Origin of the sequence: Clostridium thermopalmarium DSM 5974 (genome assembly GCF_002995795.1) — a bacterium.
GTDB classification, from domain to species: Bacteria; Bacillota; Clostridia; order Clostridiales; family Clostridiaceae; genus Clostridium_H; species Clostridium_H thermopalmarium.
In genome coordinates, this window is the sequence record NZ_PVXN01000031.1 from 48091 (window position 1) to 71151 (window position 23061).

Annotated in this window: 15 protein-coding genes; 13 read left to right on the top strand and 2 right to left on the bottom strand. The window is 31.0% G+C overall.

What is annotated here, in order from left to right; all coding sequences use genetic code 11:
* Position 1 precedes the first annotated feature (1 nt).
* From clpA to CPAL_RS06675, 3 genes are all read left to right on the top strand, one after another.
* Positions 2-2254, top strand: coding sequence for an ATP-dependent Clp protease ATP-binding subunit ClpA (gene clpA / locus CPAL_RS06665; RefSeq protein ID WP_061858244.1), 2253 nt, complete (start codon positions 2-4; stop codon positions 2252-2254).
* Positions 2255-2386: 132 nt separating this feature from the next.
* On the top strand, positions 2387-3217 hold the full coding sequence (locus tag CPAL_RS06670) for a PRD domain-containing protein (RefSeq protein WP_061858245.1): 831 nt from the start codon (positions 2387-2389) through the stop codon (positions 3215-3217).
* A gap of 237 nt (positions 3218-3454) precedes the next feature.
* Positions 3455-5467: a glucose PTS transporter subunit IIA gene (locus CPAL_RS06675; RefSeq protein ID WP_061858246.1), complete on the top strand. Its 2013-nt coding sequence runs from the start codon at positions 3455-3457 to the stop codon at positions 5465-5467.
* A gap of 223 nt (positions 5468-5690) precedes the next feature.
* Here CPAL_RS06675 and CPAL_RS06680 read toward each other — a convergent pair whose 3' ends face one another.
* The gene (locus CPAL_RS06680; RefSeq protein ID WP_106024298.1) at positions 5691-6362 is read right to left on the bottom strand and encodes a ferritin-like domain-containing protein; all 672 of its coding nucleotides are present in this window, start codon (positions 6360-6362) and stop codon (positions 5691-5693) included.
* A gap of 95 nt (positions 6363-6457) precedes the next feature.
* Here CPAL_RS06680 and CPAL_RS06685 point away from each other — a divergent pair, with 95 nt between their 5' ends.
* From CPAL_RS06685 to CPAL_RS06695, 3 genes are all read left to right on the top strand, one after another.
* Positions 6458-6820, top strand: coding sequence for a hypothetical protein (locus CPAL_RS06685; RefSeq protein WP_061858248.1), 363 nt, complete (start codon positions 6458-6460; stop codon positions 6818-6820).
* Positions 6821-6956: 136 nt separating this feature from the next.
* Positions 6957-7973 carry an aldo/keto reductase gene (locus CPAL_RS06690; RefSeq protein WP_061858249.1) on the top strand — a complete coding sequence of 339 codons (1017 nt, stop codon included), beginning with the start codon at positions 6957-6959 and terminating at the stop codon, positions 7971-7973.
* A 166-nt stretch (positions 7974-8139) separates the two neighbouring features.
* On the top strand, positions 8140-13467 hold the full coding sequence (locus CPAL_RS06695; protein WP_165815356.1) for a diguanylate cyclase: 5328 nt from the start codon (positions 8140-8142) through the stop codon (positions 13465-13467).
* A 59-nt stretch (positions 13468-13526) separates the two neighbouring features.
* On the opposite strand, the gene CPAL_RS06700 is transcribed toward CPAL_RS06695, so the two are convergent.
* Positions 13527-14297: a TSUP family transporter gene (locus CPAL_RS06700; protein ID WP_106024300.1), complete on the bottom strand. Its 771-nt coding sequence runs from the start codon at positions 14295-14297 to the stop codon at positions 13527-13529.
* A 704-nt stretch (positions 14298-15001) separates the two neighbouring features.
* Between CPAL_RS06700 and CPAL_RS06705 the strand changes: the two genes are divergently transcribed.
* The 7 genes from CPAL_RS06705 (at position 15002) to CPAL_RS06735 (ending at position 23050) form a co-directional block, all read left to right on the top strand.
* Positions 15002-16903: a sigma 54-interacting transcriptional regulator gene (locus CPAL_RS06705; protein WP_106024301.1), complete on the top strand. Its 1902-nt coding sequence runs from the start codon at positions 15002-15004 to the stop codon at positions 16901-16903.
* Positions 16904-17057: 154 nt separating this feature from the next.
* Positions 17058-17363: a UxaA family hydrolase gene (locus tag CPAL_RS06710; RefSeq protein WP_341458844.1), complete on the top strand. Its 306-nt coding sequence runs from the start codon at positions 17058-17060 to the stop codon at positions 17361-17363.
* Positions 17363-18526: a UxaA family hydrolase gene (locus tag CPAL_RS06715; protein WP_106024302.1), complete on the top strand. Its 1164-nt coding sequence runs from the start codon at positions 17363-17365 to the stop codon at positions 18524-18526. Before CPAL_RS06710 ends, CPAL_RS06715 begins: the two co-directional genes overlap by 1 nt.
* Positions 18527-18662: 136 nt before the next feature.
* On the top strand, positions 18663-19628 hold the full coding sequence (locus CPAL_RS06720) for a 2-keto-3-deoxygluconate permease (protein WP_415875705.1): 966 nt from the start codon (positions 18663-18665) through the stop codon (positions 19626-19628).
* A gap of 109 nt (positions 19629-19737) precedes the next feature.
* Positions 19738-20952, top strand: coding sequence for a four-carbon acid sugar kinase family protein (locus CPAL_RS06725; RefSeq protein ID WP_165815355.1), 1215 nt, complete (start codon positions 19738-19740; stop codon positions 20950-20952).
* On the top strand, positions 20953-21918 hold the full coding sequence (pdxA, locus tag CPAL_RS06730; protein WP_106024305.1) for a 4-hydroxythreonine-4-phosphate dehydrogenase PdxA: 966 nt from the start codon (positions 20953-20955) through the stop codon (positions 21916-21918).
* Positions 21919-21970: 52 nt separating this feature from the next.
* The gene (locus CPAL_RS06735; RefSeq protein WP_106024306.1) at positions 21971-23050 is read left to right on the top strand and encodes a methyl-accepting chemotaxis protein; all 1080 of its coding nucleotides are present in this window, start codon (positions 21971-21973) and stop codon (positions 23048-23050) included.
* The last annotated feature ends 11 nt before the right edge of the window (positions 23051-23061 follow it).

Here is a 23061-nt window from a genome sequence, read left to right on the forward strand (position 1 = left end):
TATGAATTTAGATAATTTATTAAAGGAAATATTTATAGCTGCGTATTCTGAGGCAAAAATTTCTAGGCATGAATATCTTACTCCAGAACATATACTATATGCAGCACTGCAATTTGAAGAAGCGAGAAAAATTATAATAGATTCTGGAGGAAATATTAATGAGCTTAAAGAGGATCTTTTGAAATTTTTTAGAGATGAGATTCCATTGATAGATTATGGAGAGCCTATTCAAACTTTAGGAGTACAAAATATAATATCTTCCGCTGGAGCTCATGTGGTATCAGCAGATAAGGAAACAATAGGATTTCAAGATGTGTTGGTTGCGTTGTATGACTCAGAAGATACCTTTGCTAGTTATTTTTTAAGAAAACAAGGTATAAGAAGATTGGATATTCTCAAAAATATATCTCACAATATATTTGCACAAAATAATGCTTATGAAGAATTAGCCTTAGACTCTGAAGAGGATGAAGAAGAATTTTATGAAACAGCAAATAGACGAGATATACTAAATTTGTATACTTTAGAATTAACGGAAAAAGCAAGAAGGGGAGAAATTGATCCTGTTATAGGAAGGGAAGACATATTAAAAAGGACTATACAAGTATTGTGCAGAAGATTAAAAAATAATCCAATCCATGTAGGTGAAGCAGGAGTAGGTAAGACTGCTATAACAGAGGGATTAGCTCAAATGATAGCAGATGACAAAGTTCCTGATGTTTTAAAGGGAAGCAAAATATATTCATTAGATATTGCAGCATTGCTAGCTGGTGCGAAATATAGAGGAGATTTTGAAGAGAGAATTAAAAGAGTATTAAATAGAATAAGAGAAAAAGAAAAGGCAATTGTGTATATAGATGAAATTCACAGCATTGTAGGCACTGGTGCTGCATCAGGAGGCTCTATGGATGCTGCTAACATATTAAAGCCATTTCTGACTGATGGAAAGCTTAGAGTTATAGGTTCTACTACATACGATGAGTATAAAAAGTATTTTGAAAAGGATAGAGCTTTATCTAGAAGATTCCAAAAAATTGAGGTTCTGGAGCCTACAAGAGAAGATACTTATAAGATACTTCTTGGGCTAAAAAACACATATGAGAAGTACCATGGTGTAATTTACACAGATGATGCTTTAAAAAGTGCTGTGGAATTAACTTCGAAATATTTACATGAAAGACATCTTCCGGATAAGGCTATAGATGTAATAGATGAGGCTGGTGCTTATGCTAGGTTAAAACCCAACAATAAAGAAGGAGATATAAAAATCACAGAAAAGGATATACAAAAGGTAATTTCAGTTATGGCTAAAATCCCTGAAAAAAATGTATCCTTAAGTGAAGTTGAGAGATTAAAAAATTTAAGCAAGGAATTGAAAAAGTTTATCTTTGGTCAGGATAAAGCTATTGAAACTGTAGTAGGAGCAATTAAGAGGTCAAGAGCAGGATTTAATGATGAGGAAAAACCTGTAGCGAGTCTTCTATTTGTAGGGCAAACTGGTGTTGGAAAGACTGAAATTGCAAAGAAGCTTGCAGAAATATTAGATATTCCATTAATTCGGTTTGATATGAGTGAGTATCAAGAAAAACATACTGTAGCAAGGCTTATTGGTGCTCCTCCTGGTTATGTAGGGTATGAAGAGGGAGGACTTTTGACAGGTGCCATAAGAAAGACGCCTTATTGTGTACTTTTACTTGATGAAATTGAAAAGGCTCATCCGGATATCTTTAATGTATTACTCCAAGTTATGGATTACGCTACCCTTACAGATAATGATGGGAAGAGAGCTGACTTCAGAAATGTTATACTGATAATGACCTCAAATGCAGGAGCAAGATTTGTAGGAAAAGAGATGTTAGGCTTTGGTTCAAGAGTCTTAAAAGAAGATTCCATAGCAAAAGAAGTAGAAAGAATATTTTCTCCGGAGTTTAGAAATAGGCTAGATGAAATTATTATATTTAATAAAATGGATGAAAACATGGCCTACTTAATAGCTAAAAAGTCTTTAAAAGAATTTGATGAAAAGCTTTCAGCAAAGAATATCAATTTAAATGTAACTGAGAAATGCTATAGGTGGATTGCGGAAAGAGGAGTATCTTCTATATATGGAGCAAGAGAAATACTTCGCATAGTTCAACAGGAAATAAAACCTTATTTTGTAGATGAAGTACTCTTTGGAAGTCTTTCAAATGGAGGAGAAGTAAAAGTAGATGTTGTAAATGGAAAACTTATAATTAATAAATATCGAGGCTAAGTAGATAACACTTAGCCTTTATATTTATATTTTTTAGATGTAAGATCTATAATTTACATTTGACATAAGGCAGGTTAAAGATATATAGTAAACACAGATAAGTATACTTTTGTATATAGAGTAGGTGATATTATGGAAGATTATTATGTTGTAAAAAAGGTATTAAATAATAATGTGGTGATTGCACAAAAACAAGGAGAAGAATTTGTTCTAGTTGGCAAGGGCATAGGTTTTAATTCGGGTAAAGAGAAAAGGGTTTCAGAAGATAAAGTAGAAAATAAGTTTGTAAAACAGATAAACTATCACGAAGAAAATTTCAATAAGATTTTAGGTAAAATAGACGGAGAAATTGTTGGCATATCTGAAGAAATAATATCATTATGCGAAAAAAACTTCAAAACTAAACTAAATAAAGCCATACATATATCTCTTCCAGATCATATTAACTTTGCTATAAGAAGACTTAAAAATGGCGTTGAAATTAAGAATCCATTTTTACATGAATTATTGGCATTATATCCTGATGAGTATAGACTTGCAGAAAGAGCTTTAGGTATGATAAATAATAGGTTAAATGTTGAGCTTCCAGAAGATGAAATTGGATTTATATGTATGCATATTAATGCTGCTTTAAATCAACAGCAGGTAAGTGATTCTTTAGCATATACAAGAAAGATTGGAGAATTAATGGAACTAATATCAAAGTTGCTAAATAAGACTTTCGATAAGAGTTCTATTGAATATATAAGAACAATAACCCATTTGAACTTTGTAATAGAGAGAATAAAACAGAAAAAAACTATAAAAAATAACTTACTTGACATTATAAAAAAAGATTTGTATAATGATTATAACATCGCGATGAAAGTTGCTTTAAAAATGGAAGATTTATTTTCTGTAGTACTACCTGAAGATGAAATAGGCTATATAGCTTTGCATCTTAATAGACTTTCAGAAATATAATCAAAAGAATAAAAATTTGAAAAAATATAGAATCAAAATATAAAAAAGAGAAAGCATATAAAAGCAGTGTTACTATTGAATTAGGCACGAGCTTTAAGGGAATAATAATTATACTATTATAATTATTTTCCTTTTAGCTCGTGTTTTTTTGTTTTAAATTATGGACTACCAAATGCTTTAGCTGAACAACATATACTTATAATTTTGAGTTTTTGAACTAAACAAGGAGGTATTATAATGAAAAAGTTATTTTCTATCTTACAAAAGATAGGAAAGTCACTTATGCTGCCAGTATCTGTTTTACCAGCAGCGGGCTTATTATTAAGATTTGGTCAGCCGGACCTATTAAATTTACCATATATGGCGCAGGCAGGAGATGCTATATTTAGTAATCTTCCAATGATATTTGCAGCAGGAGTTGCAATCGGTTTTACAGGTGGTGAAGGAGTTGCTGCCTTAGCTGCTGTCGTAGGACAATTTATTCTACAAGCAATTATAAACGTTGCTAGTGCAAGTGCCGCTACATCTTTAGCTACAAAGCTTGCGGCTGAACAAGGAATGACGTTAGAGGCTTTTATGAAAACGGCTGCTTATAATGATGTAGTATCTCAAACAACTATTAATATGGGGGTTTTTGGAGGTATAGCTATAGGTTTAATTGCAGGTATTTTATATAATAGATTCCATGATATAAAGTTGCCTCAGGTTTTGGGCTTCTTTGGTGGAAAACGATTTGTGCCAATTATAACTTCTCTTGCAGCTTTAATTTTTGGAATTATTGGAGTTAATATTTGGGCACCTATTCAAAATGGAATCAATGTCTTTTCACAATGGGCATCAACATCAGTGCTTGGACCTGCGTTCTATGCAGCAGGAAAAAGATTATTAATTCCAGTTGGACTACATCATATGTACTATCCAGCTTTCTTATACCAATTTGGTGAGTTTGTTTCAAATGGTGTAACTTACTTTGGAGATTCAGCAAGATATTTCCATGGAGATCCTACTGCCGGGTTCTTTATGGCATCTGAATTTCCAATACTAATGTTTGGTCTTCCAGGAGCTGCTGTAGCTATGATTGCAGCTGCTAAAAAGGAAAACAGAAAAAAAGTATCAGGTATGATGATATCAGCAGCATTTGTAGCATTCCTTACAGGAATAACAGAACCAATTGAGTTTTCATTTATATTTGTAGCACCAATGCTATTTATATTCCATGTAGCTGCGGCTTTCTTATCAGGTATTGTTACAAGTATGCTAAAGATTAGATTAGGATATACTTTCTCAGCTTCATTTATAGACTACCTTTTAGGACTTAAGTTTGCAGGGCATCCATGGTTGATATGGCTAGTTGGTATAGCATTCTTTGCATTATATTTTGCAGTTTTCTCATTTGCGATCAGAGCGTTAGACTTAAAGACTCCTGGTAGAGAAGATGAGGATGAAAATGTAGTAGCTCCAATAAATGTTAAGGGAGCTGAAAAAGCAGCAAAAGTTCTAGAAGCAATAGGTGGAAAAGATAATATACAAGTTCTTGATGCTTGCATTACAAGACTTAGACTTACATTAAAAGATCCATCAAAGGTAGATCAAGCTAAATTAAAGGCTTTAGGAGCTACTGGAGTGTTATTTGCTGGAAATAACGTTCAAGCTATTTTTGGAACAGAAGCTGAAAGAATTAAAGATAATATAAAGACTATTATAGCAAATGGTGGTTATGAGCCATCAAATGAACCAGAAGTAGATGAGAAAAAATGTGAAGTAGCAGCTGATAAGGACAAGAAGACTGCCGGAGGAACAGTATCAATATGTAATCCAATTGAAGGTGAAGTTGTTAAATTAGAGGAAGTTCCAGATGAAACTTTTGCAGGAAAGCTTTTAGGTGATGGATTTGCAGTTAAACCTTCAGGAAATAAAGTATATGCGCCTGTTAGTGGAGAAGTATCAGTATTATTCCCAACTAAGCATGCAGCAGTAATTTTAACTGAAGAAGGACTTGAAGTATTAATTCATATAGGAATTGATACTGTAAAATTAAATGGAGAAGGTTTTACAGCTCATGTAGCCCAAGGAGATAAAGTTAAAAAAGGAGATTTACTTGTAACTTTTAATAAAGAAGTTATTGAACAGAAAGCAGCAAGTTCAATTTCTCCTGTAATTATTACTAATATGAATGAAGTAGCAAATCTTACAGTTGACTTTGGAAAGAAGAAAGTTCTTGATGAAGTTGTGAAAGTTAAAAAAGCATAATATTTAATAAAAAACACCAGGATTTTTCTTGGTGTTTTTTATTGTAACAATATTTTTAAATGGAGGGGCAGTAGGTGTAAGTGGAGAAAAAGGCGGTTTAGAGAGTTTAGATAATGGATAAGTTTAAAGAGTAAGAAAATAACTTAAACTTAGTGCTTTAGCATCTACATTCTCTAAACTTCTCCACTCTTTACTCGTGCCTTGGCACCACCACTTCTTTACTTTACCATAGGTCGTCGTCCATTCTTTTATCACCGTGTTTGGTTTTGCTGCTCTTACATTTTTTATCGCTGTGGCATTTGCCGTCTTTCTCTTTTTTGTCTCCTTTATGTTTGTGTATATCATGCTTTAGATTTGTTATATTTTCAACATAATAGTACATATCATTTACATTACTTTGTATTTCATCCTTATTATTATTATCCATATGATGTTGCATATGATGAAGTATAGTATATAGATATACAAACCTAGTTGCGTGTTCTTGCTCATCTGTAATAATTTCATAAAGCATATCTCTTAACTGCATATTAGGAAGCATAGATTTAATTTTTCTATATAGTTCCACAGCTTCAAGTTCTCCATCTATACTGCTTTCTACAGCTTCTATAAGGGAATCATATATTTTATCTTCTGGAACAGGAATGTTTATCAGTTGCCCTGTGATCATATGATAGATATATTGAAACATTTTATAATGTTTTCCTTCATCATCATATGCAAATTCTATTTGCCTTTTGACCTTTTTATCTTTAGTCATTTCCATCATTCTACCATATTTAGCTCTATCGGCTCTTTCATCCTTCATTGCTTCTATAAGCAGATTAATTAGCTCTTGACTTGGTTGATAAGCATTTAACATTCCGTGACAGCCTCTGTAGTCATTGATATACATATATGTTTCCTCCTATAAATTACATTACAATATATGATATGGGACATAATATATAGAGGTGACAAAGTTTAAATGGAGTTTAGGAGGTGATAAATATGGATAGAGTTTCAGATGCTAATGGAAAGCAACCTGTATTATCAGTTATAGTAGATAAAAAAAGGTCTATTTTTGATAATATAGTTTTTAAAATAGAAGAGCATGAGCATGGGATTATATCAGATGCAACTTTAGAGAAAATAAGGAACCTATTAGAAAAGGCTATTCCCAATATAGGAGAAGGAGAGCATGAAGCTTTTAAAAATGAAGGTACTCCACTTTTGAATCTTTTATACAATGTAGAGGAAGTTGAGGTAGAATTATATGCAATAAATGCAGTAAAAAGTGTTGAAGGCTATAAAAAATTTGAAAATGAAATTTTAGATAGTGCAAGAGTAGACTTAGAAATATTAGTTAGATAGTTATAATATGAAGAAGGCTTTAGCAAAAGGTGTAGAAGAATTAAAATATTAAAGAAGTTTAAAGCTTTATATGTTAAAATTTATATTAAGATATATATTTAATATAATAAATATATTTATAAAATAGGGGGAAACTATGGAGAAGAGAGTACTAGGAAAGACAAATTTTAATGTTTCAATTATAGGATTTGGAGGAATACCTATTCAAAAGGTTTCGGAAGAAAAGGCTGTATCTTTAATAAAAAAAGCACATGAAGTTGGGATAAACTTTATTGATTCAGCTGCAGGATATGGAAAAAGTGAAGAATTACTAGGTTACGGAATAAAGGAAACAGGAAGAGAAAATTGGATAATTGCAACAAAAGCACCTGATAGAGATCATGAAGGAATGAAAAAAGCAATAGAAAGAAGTCTTAAAAGATTTCAAGTAGATACCATAGACTTATACCAACTCCATAATGTAAGAACAGATGAGGAGTATGAAAAGATAATGAGTCAAAATGGAGCTTTAAGGGCATTAAAGGAAGCTAAAAAAGAAGGCAAGATAAGAGAAATAGGTATAACCAGTCATTCTCTTGATATAATGAAAAAGGCTATTGAAAGTGGTGAATTTTCTACAATACAATTTCCATATAACCCTGTAGAAAGACAAGCAGAGGAGATGTTTAGAAGGGCTAAGGAATTAAATATTGGTGTTATAGTTATGAAGCCTATGGCAGGAGGAGCTATAGAAAATAAAGAGTACTCCTTAAGATTTATATTAGAAAATGAGAACGTGACTACTGCAATACCAGGAATGAATACCGTAGAACAAATAAATGAAAATGCTAAAATAGGCAATGAGTTTGTAAAATTAAATGAAGAAGAGAGAAAAATTATTGAAGAAGAAGCAAGAAGCCTTGGAACTGAATTCTGCAGAAGATGTGGTTATTGTGGACCATGCCCACAAGGGATAGATATACCGACTCAATTTCTTCTAGAAGGATATCTAAAAAGATATAATTTAAAGGATTGGGCTGTGGAGAGATATGTATCTCAAGAGCATGGAGCAAAAGATTGTATATCCTGCGGAAAATGCGAACCCAAATGTCCCTATAATCTACCAATTAGAAATATGATGAAAAGAGTATATTCTGCTTTTGAGAGCTTGTAGTATACGTTAAAAAGAATGACCAATGCTGTGTATAAAGTCATTCTTTTTTTTATAAAAAATTAAAATAGGTCTATATTTATAAAAATTATAATAATATAAAATATTAGCAATATATGGTATAATAAAGTAATTGGTAAGTCTTAACAATTATAGGGAAGTGAGAAGTGTGGATGTAATTAATAAACGATATTTAATATTAAAGAATATAGATATCAATAATGTAGTATCTTCATATGTGGCTAGAGATGTTACAAATAACAATGTGGTTCAATTAAATCTGTTAAATTCTGATTATACCCCAGAAAAATTTATTCGCTTTCTTATAGAAAATTTTATTGATTATAATAATATAGACAGTTCTAATATTATAAAAACTATTGATTTTGGACTTGTGCAGAATATAAATGAAAGAAAAATAGGATATAAGCAATACTACTATACTACTGAATACATAAAAGGCATAGAGAATATTAAAGATGTATTAAAAGGATGTTCAAGTGACTGCATAATAGATTTATTTGTAGATATATGCAGTGGAGTTCATTATCTTCACTTAAGAAGCATTTTATATGAGAGTATTAATTTAAATAATATTTATATATTAAACAATGGTAATAAATACGAGACGAAACTTTGTGATTTAATTAGTGTTCAAATAGATAAGGAATTTTTTAGTGGAGACAATAGAGAAAATCTTATATTTATGGCACCAGAGGTTATAAATGGTGCAATGCCAAGCAAGACTTCTGATATATACTCTTTAGGAGTACTATTATACATATTATTGATGCTCAGAATAGGTATAGAAATAGATTTTTTTTATGATATTCATAAACACATGAAAAATACAGATATAAAACTAGATTTAAATATAATTAATATTATAAACAAGATGATATGTGAAGAAGAGAATAGATATAGAGATGTAAGAGAAATAATAAAAGATTTAAATAAAGCATTAGGAAAAAACTACTCAGTCAATAAAAAAGCTGATATTGAAAAGCTCAATTTTAATAATAAACTTGTAGATAGAGAATACGAGCTAAATAAAGTTCTATCTGTATATAATCAAATAAAAATTAATCGTACCCAAAGTAATATGATTTTAATTCATGGGGAAAGAGGAATAGGTAAAACTAAATTATTAAAGGAGATTGAAAGGTTCATATATTTAGATGGAGGAAGAGTTTATTCAATATATAACTTGAAAAGTAATAATTTGTCATCAAAAGGACTTTACGAAATTATAAAAAAGTTATTAGAAAGCTGCAGTCAGGAAATACTTAAAAACTATGAATGTGAACTTGTTAAAATTTTGCCATATATAGGAAATGATAAACAGGTGGTCACATTACAATCTTTAATGGAAAAGAAAGAAAAAATAAGACTCTTAAAAGTTAGTGAAAACTTTTTAAGAGAAGTCTGTGAAAATGATGAGATAGTATTTATAGTGGATGATATACATTTATTAGATAAATTTTCTATTGAATTGATAGAGTACCTATATAATAACAATAAAAACATAATGTTTATCCTATCCTATTGTGATGATGACGCTTTGTTTGATAAGGAGCTTTCGGAATTTATATTGAAAGAAAGAGACAATCCTAATTCCATAAGTATTACTTTAAAAGAGCTATCGGAAGAGGGAACTATAAGATTTATTAAAGATATATTGCATTTGGACAAAAATCCTGTAAGTTTTTCAAAAAAGATATATGAACACACTTATGGAAATCCTTTATTTATTAAAGAGACCTTAAAAAATTTTCTCTTAAATAAGGTTATTTATATAGATGAAAATACTGGAATATGGTGCAGCGATTATGATAAAAATTATGAAAATCTTCCAATTCCCCGCAGCTTAGAGCAGGCTTGCATGAATCAAATTAGTAAATTAAATAAGAAGTCCTATTTAATAATAGAATTTATTTCTTTCTTCAATAATGGAGTATCTAAAGATATAATAAAAGATTTTTTAAATGGATGGGATTTACAGTGTGATTTTATAATAAAGGATTTATGCACTAAAGGAATTATATGTGAAAAAATAGAAGATAGGGGTTTTGTTTATGATATTTACAGCAAGATTTTAAAAGATATAGTATATAAAAAAGTAAATGATGATAAAAAATCTAAGATTCATAGTTGGATAGCTGATATATTTGAAAGAGAAAATGAAGAGGATAAATGCTATGAAGACGAAATAATATATCATCTTGAGAAGTCAGGTCAAAATCATAAGGCAATCCGCTATTGTGTAGATAGTTCTGAAAAAATGCTAAAGCTTAGGAATAGAGAAGGGGCATTATTAAGCTTAAAAAAAGCTCTTTCTTTACTGAATTCAGAAGAATATATTTTAAAAATTGAGCTTTTGATAAAAGTTTCTAAATTATATGAGGATAATGCTAACTATAAATTAGCTATAGATTATGGAAAAAATGCTGAAAGTATTTGTATAAAGATTGGAGAAAAAAGACTTCTAGTAGATGTATATAATGTATTAGGAAGTGCTTACTTAAAGTTTGGTAAGCCAGATAAGGCTATAAAGTATATAAGAGCATCAGAAAATCTATTAATGAATATGGATTATGAAAAAGCGTATATAAAAAATAGGTTCATATTGGCTAGAATATATCTTAAAAATGATGAAAACGAGAAAGCTATTTCTATATGCAATAGTGCTATAGAATTATGTGGAGAAAATCACATAAAATATAAAGCTATATTATTCAGTATTTTAGGTGAAGCTTATATGGAATTAAATAGAGCAAAAGATGCTATAAAAAGTTATAAGGAAAGCTATAAATGCAGCGAAAGTATAAACTATAGGAAAGGAATTGTAGTAGCTCTCAATAATTTAGGCGTGATTTATGGTGATTATTATCAAAGAGAAAGTAAAATGGAAGAGTACTTGTTAAAAGCCAAGGAAATATGTGAAAACGATAAGTTCATATATTATGAAGTTATATCATTAGTAAACCTAGGCAGAGTTTATTTGGCTAAGTATGACTATAAAAAGTCTCTTAAGTACTTTTTAGAAGGATTAGATAAATCAAGAGAAATTAATTTTGAAAAAATGTTTTTCTATAGTTTAAATCAATTATCTATGGTTTATTTTAGAAATAACAATTATGAGATGGCTTATAGATATTATACTTTATCTCAACAAGAATTTAAAAGTTATAGAAAACAGGTTATAGATGAAGTCAATTTTTATAGACTGCAGGGAGAATTTCTCTTTAATATAGGATTTATAGAAAAAGCAAAAGACTATATTAAAAAAGCAGTTGATATATTAAATATGAAGGAATGCACATTAAAATGGATAAGTGAAATTCATCTTCAATATATAAATTTAATTGAAGATGAAATTCCACAAAATATGTACAAATATATAGATAAAATAGAGGAGCTTTTATGCAATTTTAAAAAATATAAAGTATTTGATATAGTTTACGATACAGCAATAATACTATATAAAAAAGGGAAAAAAGATTTGGCAATAAGTTTATATAATAAATATTTGTATAATTTTAATGATAATTCTAATCCTAAAATAAAATTAAGACACATGCATCTTAAAGGCATATTATCACAAGATGATAATAAGATTGAATTGCTGAATTCAGCTTTAAAGCTATCAGACAAATTAGATGAGCAAAACATTAAGTATGAGTTATGTATAGAAATTGGAGAGTGGTATTTAGATAGAAATCAGTATATTAAAGGTGCAGATTACTATTTTGAAGCTTGCAAAATAATAAGATGTTTGTTAAGTAGGCTTCCTGAAAATATAAAAGAACAATATATAAAAATTAATAATTTAAGAGAACCTTTCTATAAATTGATATGCATAAGGAATAGATATGTGGAACCTGAGATAAATTATAAGGAAATTAATTCTGTAGAGGAACTATTAGATTTTAAATACTCTATAGATCTGTTAAAGGATAAGACTTTTATTGATGAAGCTAAAGATATATATTCTAAATCTCATTCAATTTTGGCTAAGAATGAGTTGGATATTATAAATAATTTAACTTCTGATTCTATGGCAAATTTAGAAATGATATTAAAATATTTAGTATGGACAACTTTGGCTTCAAAAGGAAAGATTTTATTAGAAGGAGAAAATGAAAAGTATGTGACCTTGGTATCTTTTTGTGAAGAATGTGATGATATAGAAAATGAGGAAATACTGAAAAAGGTAAAGAATACAAAAACTCCTATGCTGCTAAATCATCAGTATACCTTAAAAGGAGATACAGCAGTTATTTGCATACCAATAATAATAAAGAATATTAAGGGCGCACCTGTGGAAGGAAGAAAGAAAAATAGAAAAACATATGATTTTGTAAAAGGATACGTTTATCTGAGTTCAGATAAAATTTTAAATAATTTTAATGAAGAAAGTTTAGGACAGTGTATAAACTTAACAAATTTAATAGACTATATATTAGAAAAGTATCAGTTAAAAATTAATTCATGCTTAGATCCTTTAACAGGAACATTTACAAGAAAATGTCTTGAAGAAAAAATAGAAGAATTTATAGAAGAAGCAGATGAAAATAAAAATATATTTTCCTTAATAATATTCGATTTAGATAATTTTAAAAGTATAAATGATAGTTACGGACATCAAATAGGAGATGAAGTTTTAAAAAAGGTCAGCAGCGTAGTTTTAGAGAATATAAGAAATCGAGATATATGTGGAAGATATGGTGGAGAAGAATTTATTATACTTCTTCCTAATGTAGATAAATATGAGGCAAAAAAGATTTCAGATAGGCTGAGGAAAAAAATTAAAAAGAGAGTAATTTTAGGAGATAATGTGCCGGTTACTATAAGTATGGGTGTTTCTGTGTATCCAGAACATGGCTATTTAAAATACGAGCTTATTGAAAAAGCTGATCATGCTTTATATGTGTCAAAAGAATTAGGAAAAGATAGATGTGAAATATGGAAAAGAGAATTTTCTCATATAAAACATAGAAATAAACTCTCTGGTATACTTTCTGGTAACTTAGTTCAAGATTCTAAAAACATTTCTTCCATCATAGATTTGATAAATATCGTAAATCAAGAGACAGACTTAGAGAAAAAGATTTATGATTCCTTAGGAGAAATAATAAACATACTGTCTGCTGAATATGCCAGCATAGTCTATATGGATGAAGACAAAGTAAAGAAAAGTTTTAAACGCAAAATAAATGAGGAAGGTTGGTGCATGGAGCAGGTTTGCAATAATATTATAGATGAAGTAGTTTCTAAAAAACAAAGTATATGCACCATGTATTGGGGAGAAGAATTAGGATATGATTTAATAAATGAATCTTCAGAGTGGTACTCTGCAATGGCAGTACCATTAATAAGAAAGGGAACCATTCAGTCTATAGTCTGTGCAGCAGTTCCTCTCAAATTAAAGAGATTTGATTATGATGACTTAAATTTATTCGATACTCTGTGCAAAATAATAAGATTAATGCAATGACGATTAAAATAAATTATAAATATTGAGACTGTGCTTTGAAGGAAACACAGTCTTTATTTTTATAAAAAGCTTTGTATGATTAGTTTCCCAGCTACAGCAAGAGACATTGTTATAAATATAGGTTTAATTAGTTTTGATCCCTTATTTATAGCAAGAGATGTTCCAAGTCTTGCACCTAAAATCATAGCTAGAGCTACTGGAATTCCTATCATATAATCTATTTGTCTATTAACTGCAAAGAGAACTAATGAAGTAATATTGCTTGTGAAGTTAAGTAGTTTTCCATTTCCTGCCGCTTGTACAAAATCAAATCCAAAAATCTTTATAAGTCCAAAGATTAAGAAGGAGCCCGTACCAGGACCGAAGAATCCATCATAAAAACCTAAAGAAAAAGCTAATAATATACCTAAAATTAAATTCAATTTTGTAATTTCTTTAAATTTGTTTTCGCTTCCAATAGATTTTGAAAATATAGTATAAATACCGACAAATAAAATCATGGCTAGAACAATTGGATATAGAAAACTTTCATCTAATTTTAAAACCGCTTTAACTCCTACTACTGCTCCTATAAGGTTAAAAGGAATTAAGAATTTAAGTAAATTAGAATTTATTTTCTTAGATTTTACAAACTTAAATGCACTGGTGAAAGCTCCAGAAGAAGAACAAAATTTATTGGTTCCTAAAGCTAGATGTGGAGACACACCTGCAAATAAGAATGCAGGAACACTAATAAGTCCTCCTCCTCCAGCAATAGAATCCACGAAAGCTGCTAGAAATCCTGCTCCACATAAAAAAATAATTTTTAAAGCTATAGATGTCGTAAACATAAAAGCACTCCTAACGTAAATTAATCAATATAAATATTTTACTTTATTTATTTAATTAATAAAAGAGCGTGTTAGAAATAAATTGTGACAATCTTTAATATTGAACCTACCGTATGAGATTTGCATTTAGGAAAGCTTCACTTTTCCAAGAGACTCTAATATTTCTGACTTTAAAATCTCTAAATCTTCTAAACTCGCTATCGCTCAGACAATAGAAGGTTCTTACGGTGTTTTAAAGTCATAAATAAAGAGCTTCTAACGCTTGTTCAATACTTTCTACAATGCAAATCTCATACTCCGGTTCAATATTAAAAAGATTATCGACATATGTTAAAGGAAAGCGTTTTAGTGGAAGAAAACTAAAAATCCCATACACATCCAGACATATCAAAGATCAGATTTGCAATCATTTTCAACTAACGAAAGATGAATTAAAGAACACTTGGTTTAGAGAGCTTAGTTTTTTCTAAGCTAGCGCAGTGGCTAAACTTAGCGCCTTGGCGCCTAAACTCCCTAAACTTTTTTTATCTGCTCCTCCACTGCATTTTAGCTTCTTTGCAAAGTGAAGCTTTCCTAAATGCAAATCTCATACGTGATTGTTCGATATAATAAAAATGCATCGCAATTTTATTAAAGGCTGTCTTTACACTCTACTCTTTAAACTTTAAACTATTATAGTAAATATGATTGTGGGGAGGTAAAATATGAAGGATATAGTATTCATAGCTCCTTTTAAGGGATTGAAGACCTTAGGTGAAGAAGTTGTTAAAACAAGGAGGTATAGCAATATAGAAGTAGTAGAAGGAGGTTTGAGCGAAGGAGTAGAAGTTGCAAAGAAAGTTATTGAAGCTGGAGCTAGGGTGATCATTTCTAGAGGTGGAACTTATACAATGATCAAGAATGTTGTTGACATTCCAGTAGTTGAACTTAAAACCACATCTTTTGATATCTTAAGAGGTTTTAGACATTTAATAAATTCCAAAGGGAAAATTGGTGTTGCAGGTTATGAAAACGTAATTTATGGATGTGAAGTAATAGGAGAGGTTCTAGGTTTAGATATAGTCAAAATAGAAATTGAAAAGGAAGATAATGCGGAAGAATTATTAGAAAAGTATGTTGACCAAGGAATCAAAATATTTGTAGGAGATACTATAGGAAGTCAAACAGCTAGAAATCTAGGATGTAAAAGCTACATTATAGAATCTGGTATAGAATCTGTGCTTTATGCTCTACAAGAGGCGAGAAGAATATTAAAAGGATTAAGGCTAGAGAAAGAACGAACTGAAAGACTTAAAACCATAATAAATTTTATAGATAATGGAATAATAGCAATTGATAATAAAGGGAAGATAAACATATTTAATTCTGTGGCGGAAAAGATATTTGGAATTCATCAGAAGGGAGCTATTGGTAAGAATGTAGAAGAAGTTATAAGACATACTAAATTAAACAAGGTACTTCAGTCTGGCGATATAGAATTGGGTGAAATACAGGATGTAGGTAGGTTAAAAATTGCTACAAATAGAATTCCTATTATTGTAGATGATAAGATAACTGGAGTGGTAGCAACCTTCCAAGATGTTACTAAAATACAAGACTTAGAGCATCAGATAAGAGTTAAATTACAAAAAAAAGGATTTATTGCAAAGTATAATTTTGAAGACATAATTCATAAAAGCATAGATATGGAAGAGTGCATAGAAAAAGGTAAGGTGTATAGTAAATATGATTCTCCTGTGCTAATATTAGGGGAATCTGGAGTCGGCAAAGAACTGTTTGCTCAAAGTATTCATAGCAGCAGTTCTAGAAAAAATGCTCCTTTTGTAGCAGTGAATTGTGCAGCACTTCCTCCTAATCTTATAGAAAGCGAGCTATTTGGATATGTAGAGGGAGCTTTTACAGGTACTGCAAAAGGGGGAAAGGCTGGACTATTTGAGCTTGCTCATGGAGGAACTATATTCTTAGATGAAATAGGAGAGCTTCCATTAGATGTTCAAAGTAGATTTTTGAGGGTACTTCAAGAAAAAGAAGTAATGAGAATAGGTGATGATAAGGTTATACCTATAGATGTAAGAATTATTACAGCAACCCATAGGAATTTGAAAGATATGATAAAAGAAGGAAAGTTTAGAGGAGACTTGTACTATAGAATAAATATTTTAACTCTTATAATTCCATCCTTAAATCAAAGGATGGAAGATATAATGGAACTTTCTAAGTTTTTCGTAGAGAAATATTCAAAAAAATATAACAAGAAAATTTATGAAATTTCTCCTAAAGCACAAAAGTACTTAAATAGCTATAATTATAAGGGAAATGTAAGAGAGCTTGAAGGAATAATTGAGAGAGCAATTGTTTTATGCAATACAAACATAATAGAATTAAAAGATGTTAAAGTAGAAGAAATTGGACCTAGAAATTCATTAACTAATAGAGAAGATACTATTATCGGTAACATAGAAGCAACATGTAAAACTTTAAAAGAAGTAGAAAATGAGTATATAAATAGGGTTATAGATTATTGTAATGGGAATTTAAGTAAAGCTTCTAAGATACTAAATATAAATAGAACAACCCTATGGCGAAAAAAGAATAGTGATGCATAATGTAATACTGTTGCTTTTTGCAAATAGTATTTATTGCGAAAAGCAACACAAATGAGTAAAAGTTTTCTGAAAACCTTTTAAAATGGTGAAAGTTAATTTTGGCATGGTACTTGCTATATATAAAAGTGAAAAAATAAAAAAAGTCATAGGAGGTATGGATATGCTAAAACTTGCAGTTGTTGCTAATGCAAATGACAATGTAGCTACAGCAGTAAAAGATTTAAAAAAAGGTGAAAAAGTATTAATAGATTTGTTTGGTAAGGATATAGAGGTAATGCTTAATGAGGATATTCCTTTTGGACACAAGTTTGCTATAAAGGATATACAAAATGGAGAAGAAATAATTAAATACAAAGAATCTATAGGACAAGCTACACAAGATATAAAGGTTGGAGATTATGTTCATGTACACAACGTTGTAAGTGAAAGAGGACGTGGAGACTTGGAGGTGTCTAAATAATGAAAAAGTTATATGGATATAGAAGAGAAAATGGAAAAGTAGGTATAAGAAATCATGTATTAATACTTCCTGCATCAGTTTGTGCTAGTGAAGTATCAGCAAGAATTGCAGCTCATGTAAACGGTGCAGTATCAGTGCCAAACCAACATGGATGCTGTCAAGTAGGTGCAGATTTAGATCTTACAATTCAAATATTAAAAAATTTAGGTAAAAATCCTAACGTGGCTTCAGTTTTAGTTGTAGGACTTGGATGTGAAGGAGCTCCAGCTAAAGAAATTGCGGAAGAAATTAGAAGAGATACAGGGAAAAGAGCTGAGTGTTTAATAATCCAAGAATGTGGTGGAACTATTAAAACAGAAGCAGAAGGTATTAGAATAGCATCAGAAATGGCTAGAGAAGCAGCAAAGCTTAAGAAAGAAGAAATCGATGTTACTGAAATTACTCTTGCTATCGAATGCGGTGGCTCTGATACTACTTCAGGACTTGCATCAAATCCTGCTGTTGGATATGCATCAGATAAGCTAGTTTCTTTAGGAGGAACATCAATATTCTCAGAAACTACAGAATTTATAGGTGCTGAGCACATACTAGCTAGAAGAGCTATAACTAAGGAAGTTGGAGATAAGATCCTTGAAATAGTTGCTAACTGCGAAAAGAAGGCAAATACAATGGGAGTTGACATGAGAGGCGGACAACCTACGCCAGGTAACATTCAGGGTGGTTTAACTACTATAGAAGAAAAGTCTTTAGGCTGTATCTATAAAGGTGGTACTGCACCAATTGATGGAGTATTAGATTATGCTGAAGTACCATCAAATAAAGGTCTATATGTAATGGATACTCCAGGACAAGATATTGAATCTATCACTGGTATGGTAGCAGGTGGAGCAACAATAGTTGTATTTACAACAGGAAGAGGAACCCCTACAGGTAATCCATTAGCTCCAGTTATTAAAGTAACAGGAAATCCGGATACATTTGTAAAAATGAATGATAATATGGATATTAATGCTGGAACCATAATTGATGGAACTAAAACTGTGCAAGAAGTTGGAGAAGAAGTTTTTGAGGAAATGCTTGAAGTAGTTAATGGAAAGCAAACAAAAGCTGAATCCTTAAATCATAGAGAATTTGGAATGTATAAGCTGATATCAACATTCTAAATAAAAAGCAACATAGCTAAGAGGTAAATATAAAGGTTAAGAACATGCCTTCTTAACCTTTATACTTATATTGAAATTATATTTAATCATAGTATTAACAGAATTACATGAATGGATCTGTATAATGGTAGGAGGAATAAAAATGAAGATTTTGCAGTCAGTTAAGAAGATTCCGGGGGGACTAATGGTAGTTCCGCTTTTATTAGGAGCATTAGTTAATACCTTTTTTCCGCAGGCATTAGAGATAGGCGGATTTACATCGCATTTATTTAAGAATGGTGCAATGCCAATTTTAGCAGTATTTTTATTTTGTAATGGAGCACAAATAAACGCTAAACAGGCGGGAACACCGTTAATAAAGGGAGTAGCTTTAACACTTGCAAAATTCCTTATTGGGGCTGCAATAGGTGTGCTTATTAATAAAGCATTTGGACCTGCGGGCGTACTAGGAATTTCAGCCCTTGCAGCAATTTCAGCATTTACTAACTCAAATGGAGGACTTTATGCAGCTTTAGCAGGGGAGTATGGTGATTCAACAGATGTTGGAGCTATATCTATACTTTCAATAAATGATGGACCATTTTTTACCATGCTGGCATTTGGAATAACTGGAATAGCTACAGTTCCAATTATGGCATTAGTTGCAACTGTTGTTCCTATAGTGATAGGATTTATATTAGGTAATTTAGATGAAGATATAAGAAAGTTTCTAGAACCAGGAACGGTAGTTTTAATACCATTCTTTGCATTTCCATTAGGCTCAGCTTTGAACTTTGGACAAATTATAGAAGCTGGTTTTCCAGGAATAGTACTAGGAATTGCATGTACATTGACAACAGGTCTTGGTGGATACTTAATAATGAAACTTTTAAAATCTAAGCATCCGGAAGTTGGTGCAGCGGTTGGCACAACAGCAGGAAATGCAGTAGCAACACCAGCAGCTCTGGCAGCAATTGATCCATCATTACAAGCTATTGCTGCAACAGCAACCGTTCAAATTGCTGCAACAATTATTGTTACAGCAATATTGTGTCCTTTACTTGTAAACTATCTAAATAAGATAGAAAATGCAAGAAAAGAGGTAAAAGCGCTTAGTAGATAAGTTGAAAACGGTTTTGAATTTCCTCCTCTGTACGTTGGTGATTAATAAATTGCTTTTCGTGAGAGGAGGAAGTTATTATAGAAACAAAATAAACTAAGGGGTGAAAGACTTGAACAGATTTTTAATTATAGCAGATGATTTTACAGGAGCAAACGATACAGGAGTTCAACTAAAAAAAAGAGGAATAAATACTGATGTAATCTTTCATTCCAAATCAATAGATAATAATGAAAGATCATATGTAATAGATACTGAATCAAGAGGACTTAGTGAAGAAGAAGCATTCTTAGATGTAGAAGGAAAAGTGAAAAATGCATTTAAGCAAAGGTTTGACTATGTTTATAAAAAGATAGATTCAACTCTCAGAGGGAATATAGTCTCTGAAATAAAGGCAGTGGACAAATACTATAATGCAGAACTTATAATATTTGCTCCTGCTTATCCGGATAATAAAAGAATTACAACTAATGAGATTCATAAAATTAATGGGATGCCTATTAGTGAGACGGAGATATCAAAAGATCCTAAAAAGCCAGTAAAGGTAGATAACATAAAACTTATACTTAAAAATGGATTTGATGAAGGAGTAACTCATGTATGCCTAGAAGAACTAAGAAATGTGAAAACTGATTTTTCTAAGGGAAGAATATATACCTTTGATGCAGAAACGAATGAAGATCTAATGATAATATCAAATCAGATTACAGCTTTAAATAAAAAGGTATTATGGGTAGGCTCTGCTGGACTTGCAGATAGTATACTAAAGGTTAATATGCGGGTAGATCCTTCTATAGCAGTAGTTGGAAGTATAAGTGAAGTTTCTAAAAATCAACTTCATTATGCAGTATCAAGAGGAACTAATTTAATTAATGTAGATATTGGAAAGTTGTTAAAAAATAGAGATATACAAGATATAGTAAACGAAGCTTTAGAAAAGATTAATAAAGGAACAGATGTTATTATAGCTTCTTCTTATGAGAGAGAGGATTATGAAAGAACTATAGAAGTAGGAAAAACTTTAGGCTGTACTAAAGAAGAAGTTAGTGTTTTTACTCAAAAGATTCTAGGAGAAATTGTTGATAATATAGTAGAAAACACAAGCATATCTGGTATGTTTCTAACTGGAGGAGATACAGCTATAGGAGTTATTGAAGAATTATGTGCTAAGGGGTCAAATATAAAGCAAGAGGTTATGACAGGAATACCTCTTATGACTTTAAATGGTGGAAAGTGTCATGGACTAAAGGTTATAACTAAAGCAGGAGCTTTTGGAGAAGTAAACGCTGTTGAATACTGCTTAAAGAAGTTAAAGGAGGACATTTAGATGAAGCTTATAGGGATAACCATGGGAGATCCTGCAGGAGTAGGACCTGAGATAATATTAAAAGCTTTAGATGAAAGAAAAGACTTAAGAGAAAAGAGCGTAATATTTGGAAGCTATAAAGTTTTAAATTACTATAAAGGGTTATTAAAAATTAATACAGATATAAAGGTTATACAAAATCTTAATGAATTCGAAAAAGAAGTCATTAACGTAATAAATGTAGTTGACTTAGACATAGATGATTTTGAGATAGGAGAAGTATCTGCTTTATGTGGGGATGCTGCATATAGATATATAGAAAAGGCTATAGAAGCGGCTAAAAAAGGAGAAGTAAAAGCAGTAGCCACTGCTCCTTTAAATAAAGAAGCACTACATTTAGGTGGTCATAACTTTGCAGGCCATACAGAGATATTTGCAACCTTAACAGATACAAATAAGTATGCAATGATGCTTACAAATGATAACTTCAGAGTTATACATGTGTCTACTCATGTATCCTTAAGGGAAGCTTGTGACAGAGCTAAAAAAGAAAGAATTTTAGATGTTATAAACTTAGCAAATGATACTTTGAAGAAAATGGGGATAGAAAATCCAAGAATTGCAGTAGCTGGACTAAATCCTCATGCGGGAGAGAATGGATTGTTTGGATATGAAGAAATAGAAGAAATCATACCAGCAGTTGATGAAGCACTTAAATTAGGTTTAACTGTAGAAGGACCAATTGCACCAGATACAGTGTTCCTAAAGGCTCATAAAGGGAAGTATGACGTAGTTGTAGCCATGTACCACGATCAAGGACACATACCTATGAAAATGTTAGCCTTTGACACTGGAGTAAATATGACTGTTGGACTTCCAATAATCAGAACTTCAGTAGATCATGGTACAGCATTTGATATAGCTGGCAAAGGAATAGCAAAAGGAGATAGCATGATAGAGGCACTTAAGGTGGCAGAGCTGTTTTAAGAGAAAAAGAAAATAATAAGCCAGAAATAGATAAGTTGGGAGAATTAGGACTATGGAAAATATAATGTTTGTGGCAATATCTGAAAATATGGCTGATATGGCTAGACGAGTAAGTGGCGAAATGGGCTTAAATATCCCTATTATAGTTAGTGAAATGGAGGAGGTTGAAGATTTAGTAAGAAGGAGTCCTGATATAGAAGTTTTTATAAGTCGAGGTGAAACAGCAAGATTATTACAACGATTTTCTAACAAACCTGTAGTATATATAACATGTTCTACTACGGACATTCTTGAGCCAGTGCAAAGATTAACCAGTTCTGGAATTGATAGAATTGCTGTAATAGGATCACCGTTTTTGATAGGTGAAGGATCCTATGATTACAAAATAGGAAATACTGAAATATATATGCGTTCATATGAGCTAGAAGAATTAGATTATTTAGCTTCATATCTTCAAGAGAAAGGAATACATTGGGTTGTTTCGGGAGCAATAGACTTAAAAGTAACAGAAAAATATAATTTGAAAGTTGAACCATTAAATACAAAATTACCTTCAATTAAACGGGCTTTGCTTGAAGCTGTTAAAATAGGCAAAGCTCAGAAGGATGAGCGATTACGTGAGAGGGAAAAAGCTGAAGAGATTGGTGATTATGCTGCTAAGTTATATGTTGCTATTGAACAATCTGCTGCAGCTGTTGAAGAATTGGCTTCTTCTTCTGAAGAACTTGCTGCGGCAAGTCAGGAAGCAGCTAATGTGGCAACTAAAGCCTTTGAAGATGTAAATAATACATCAGAAATATTACAGATTATTCAACGAGTAGCAAAACAGATAAACTTATTAGGATTGAATGCTGCTATTGAAGCATCACGGGCTGGTGAAAATGGGCGAGGATTTTCTGTAGTTGCTACAGAAGTGCGCAAATTAGCTAAAGAAAGCAATATGTCTGCTAGCAAAATAGATAATATGTTGAATCAATTTCGCAGTTCTGTTGAAACTGTATTACAAAATATTGAACAGAGTAATACTATTTCTCAAGAGCAAGCAAAGTCGAATCAAAATATTGCTTATATGCTTGATAATTTGAGAGATGTTGGTCGTAAGTTAATGGATATGTCAGAAAGAAAATCATAGGAAATAAGAAT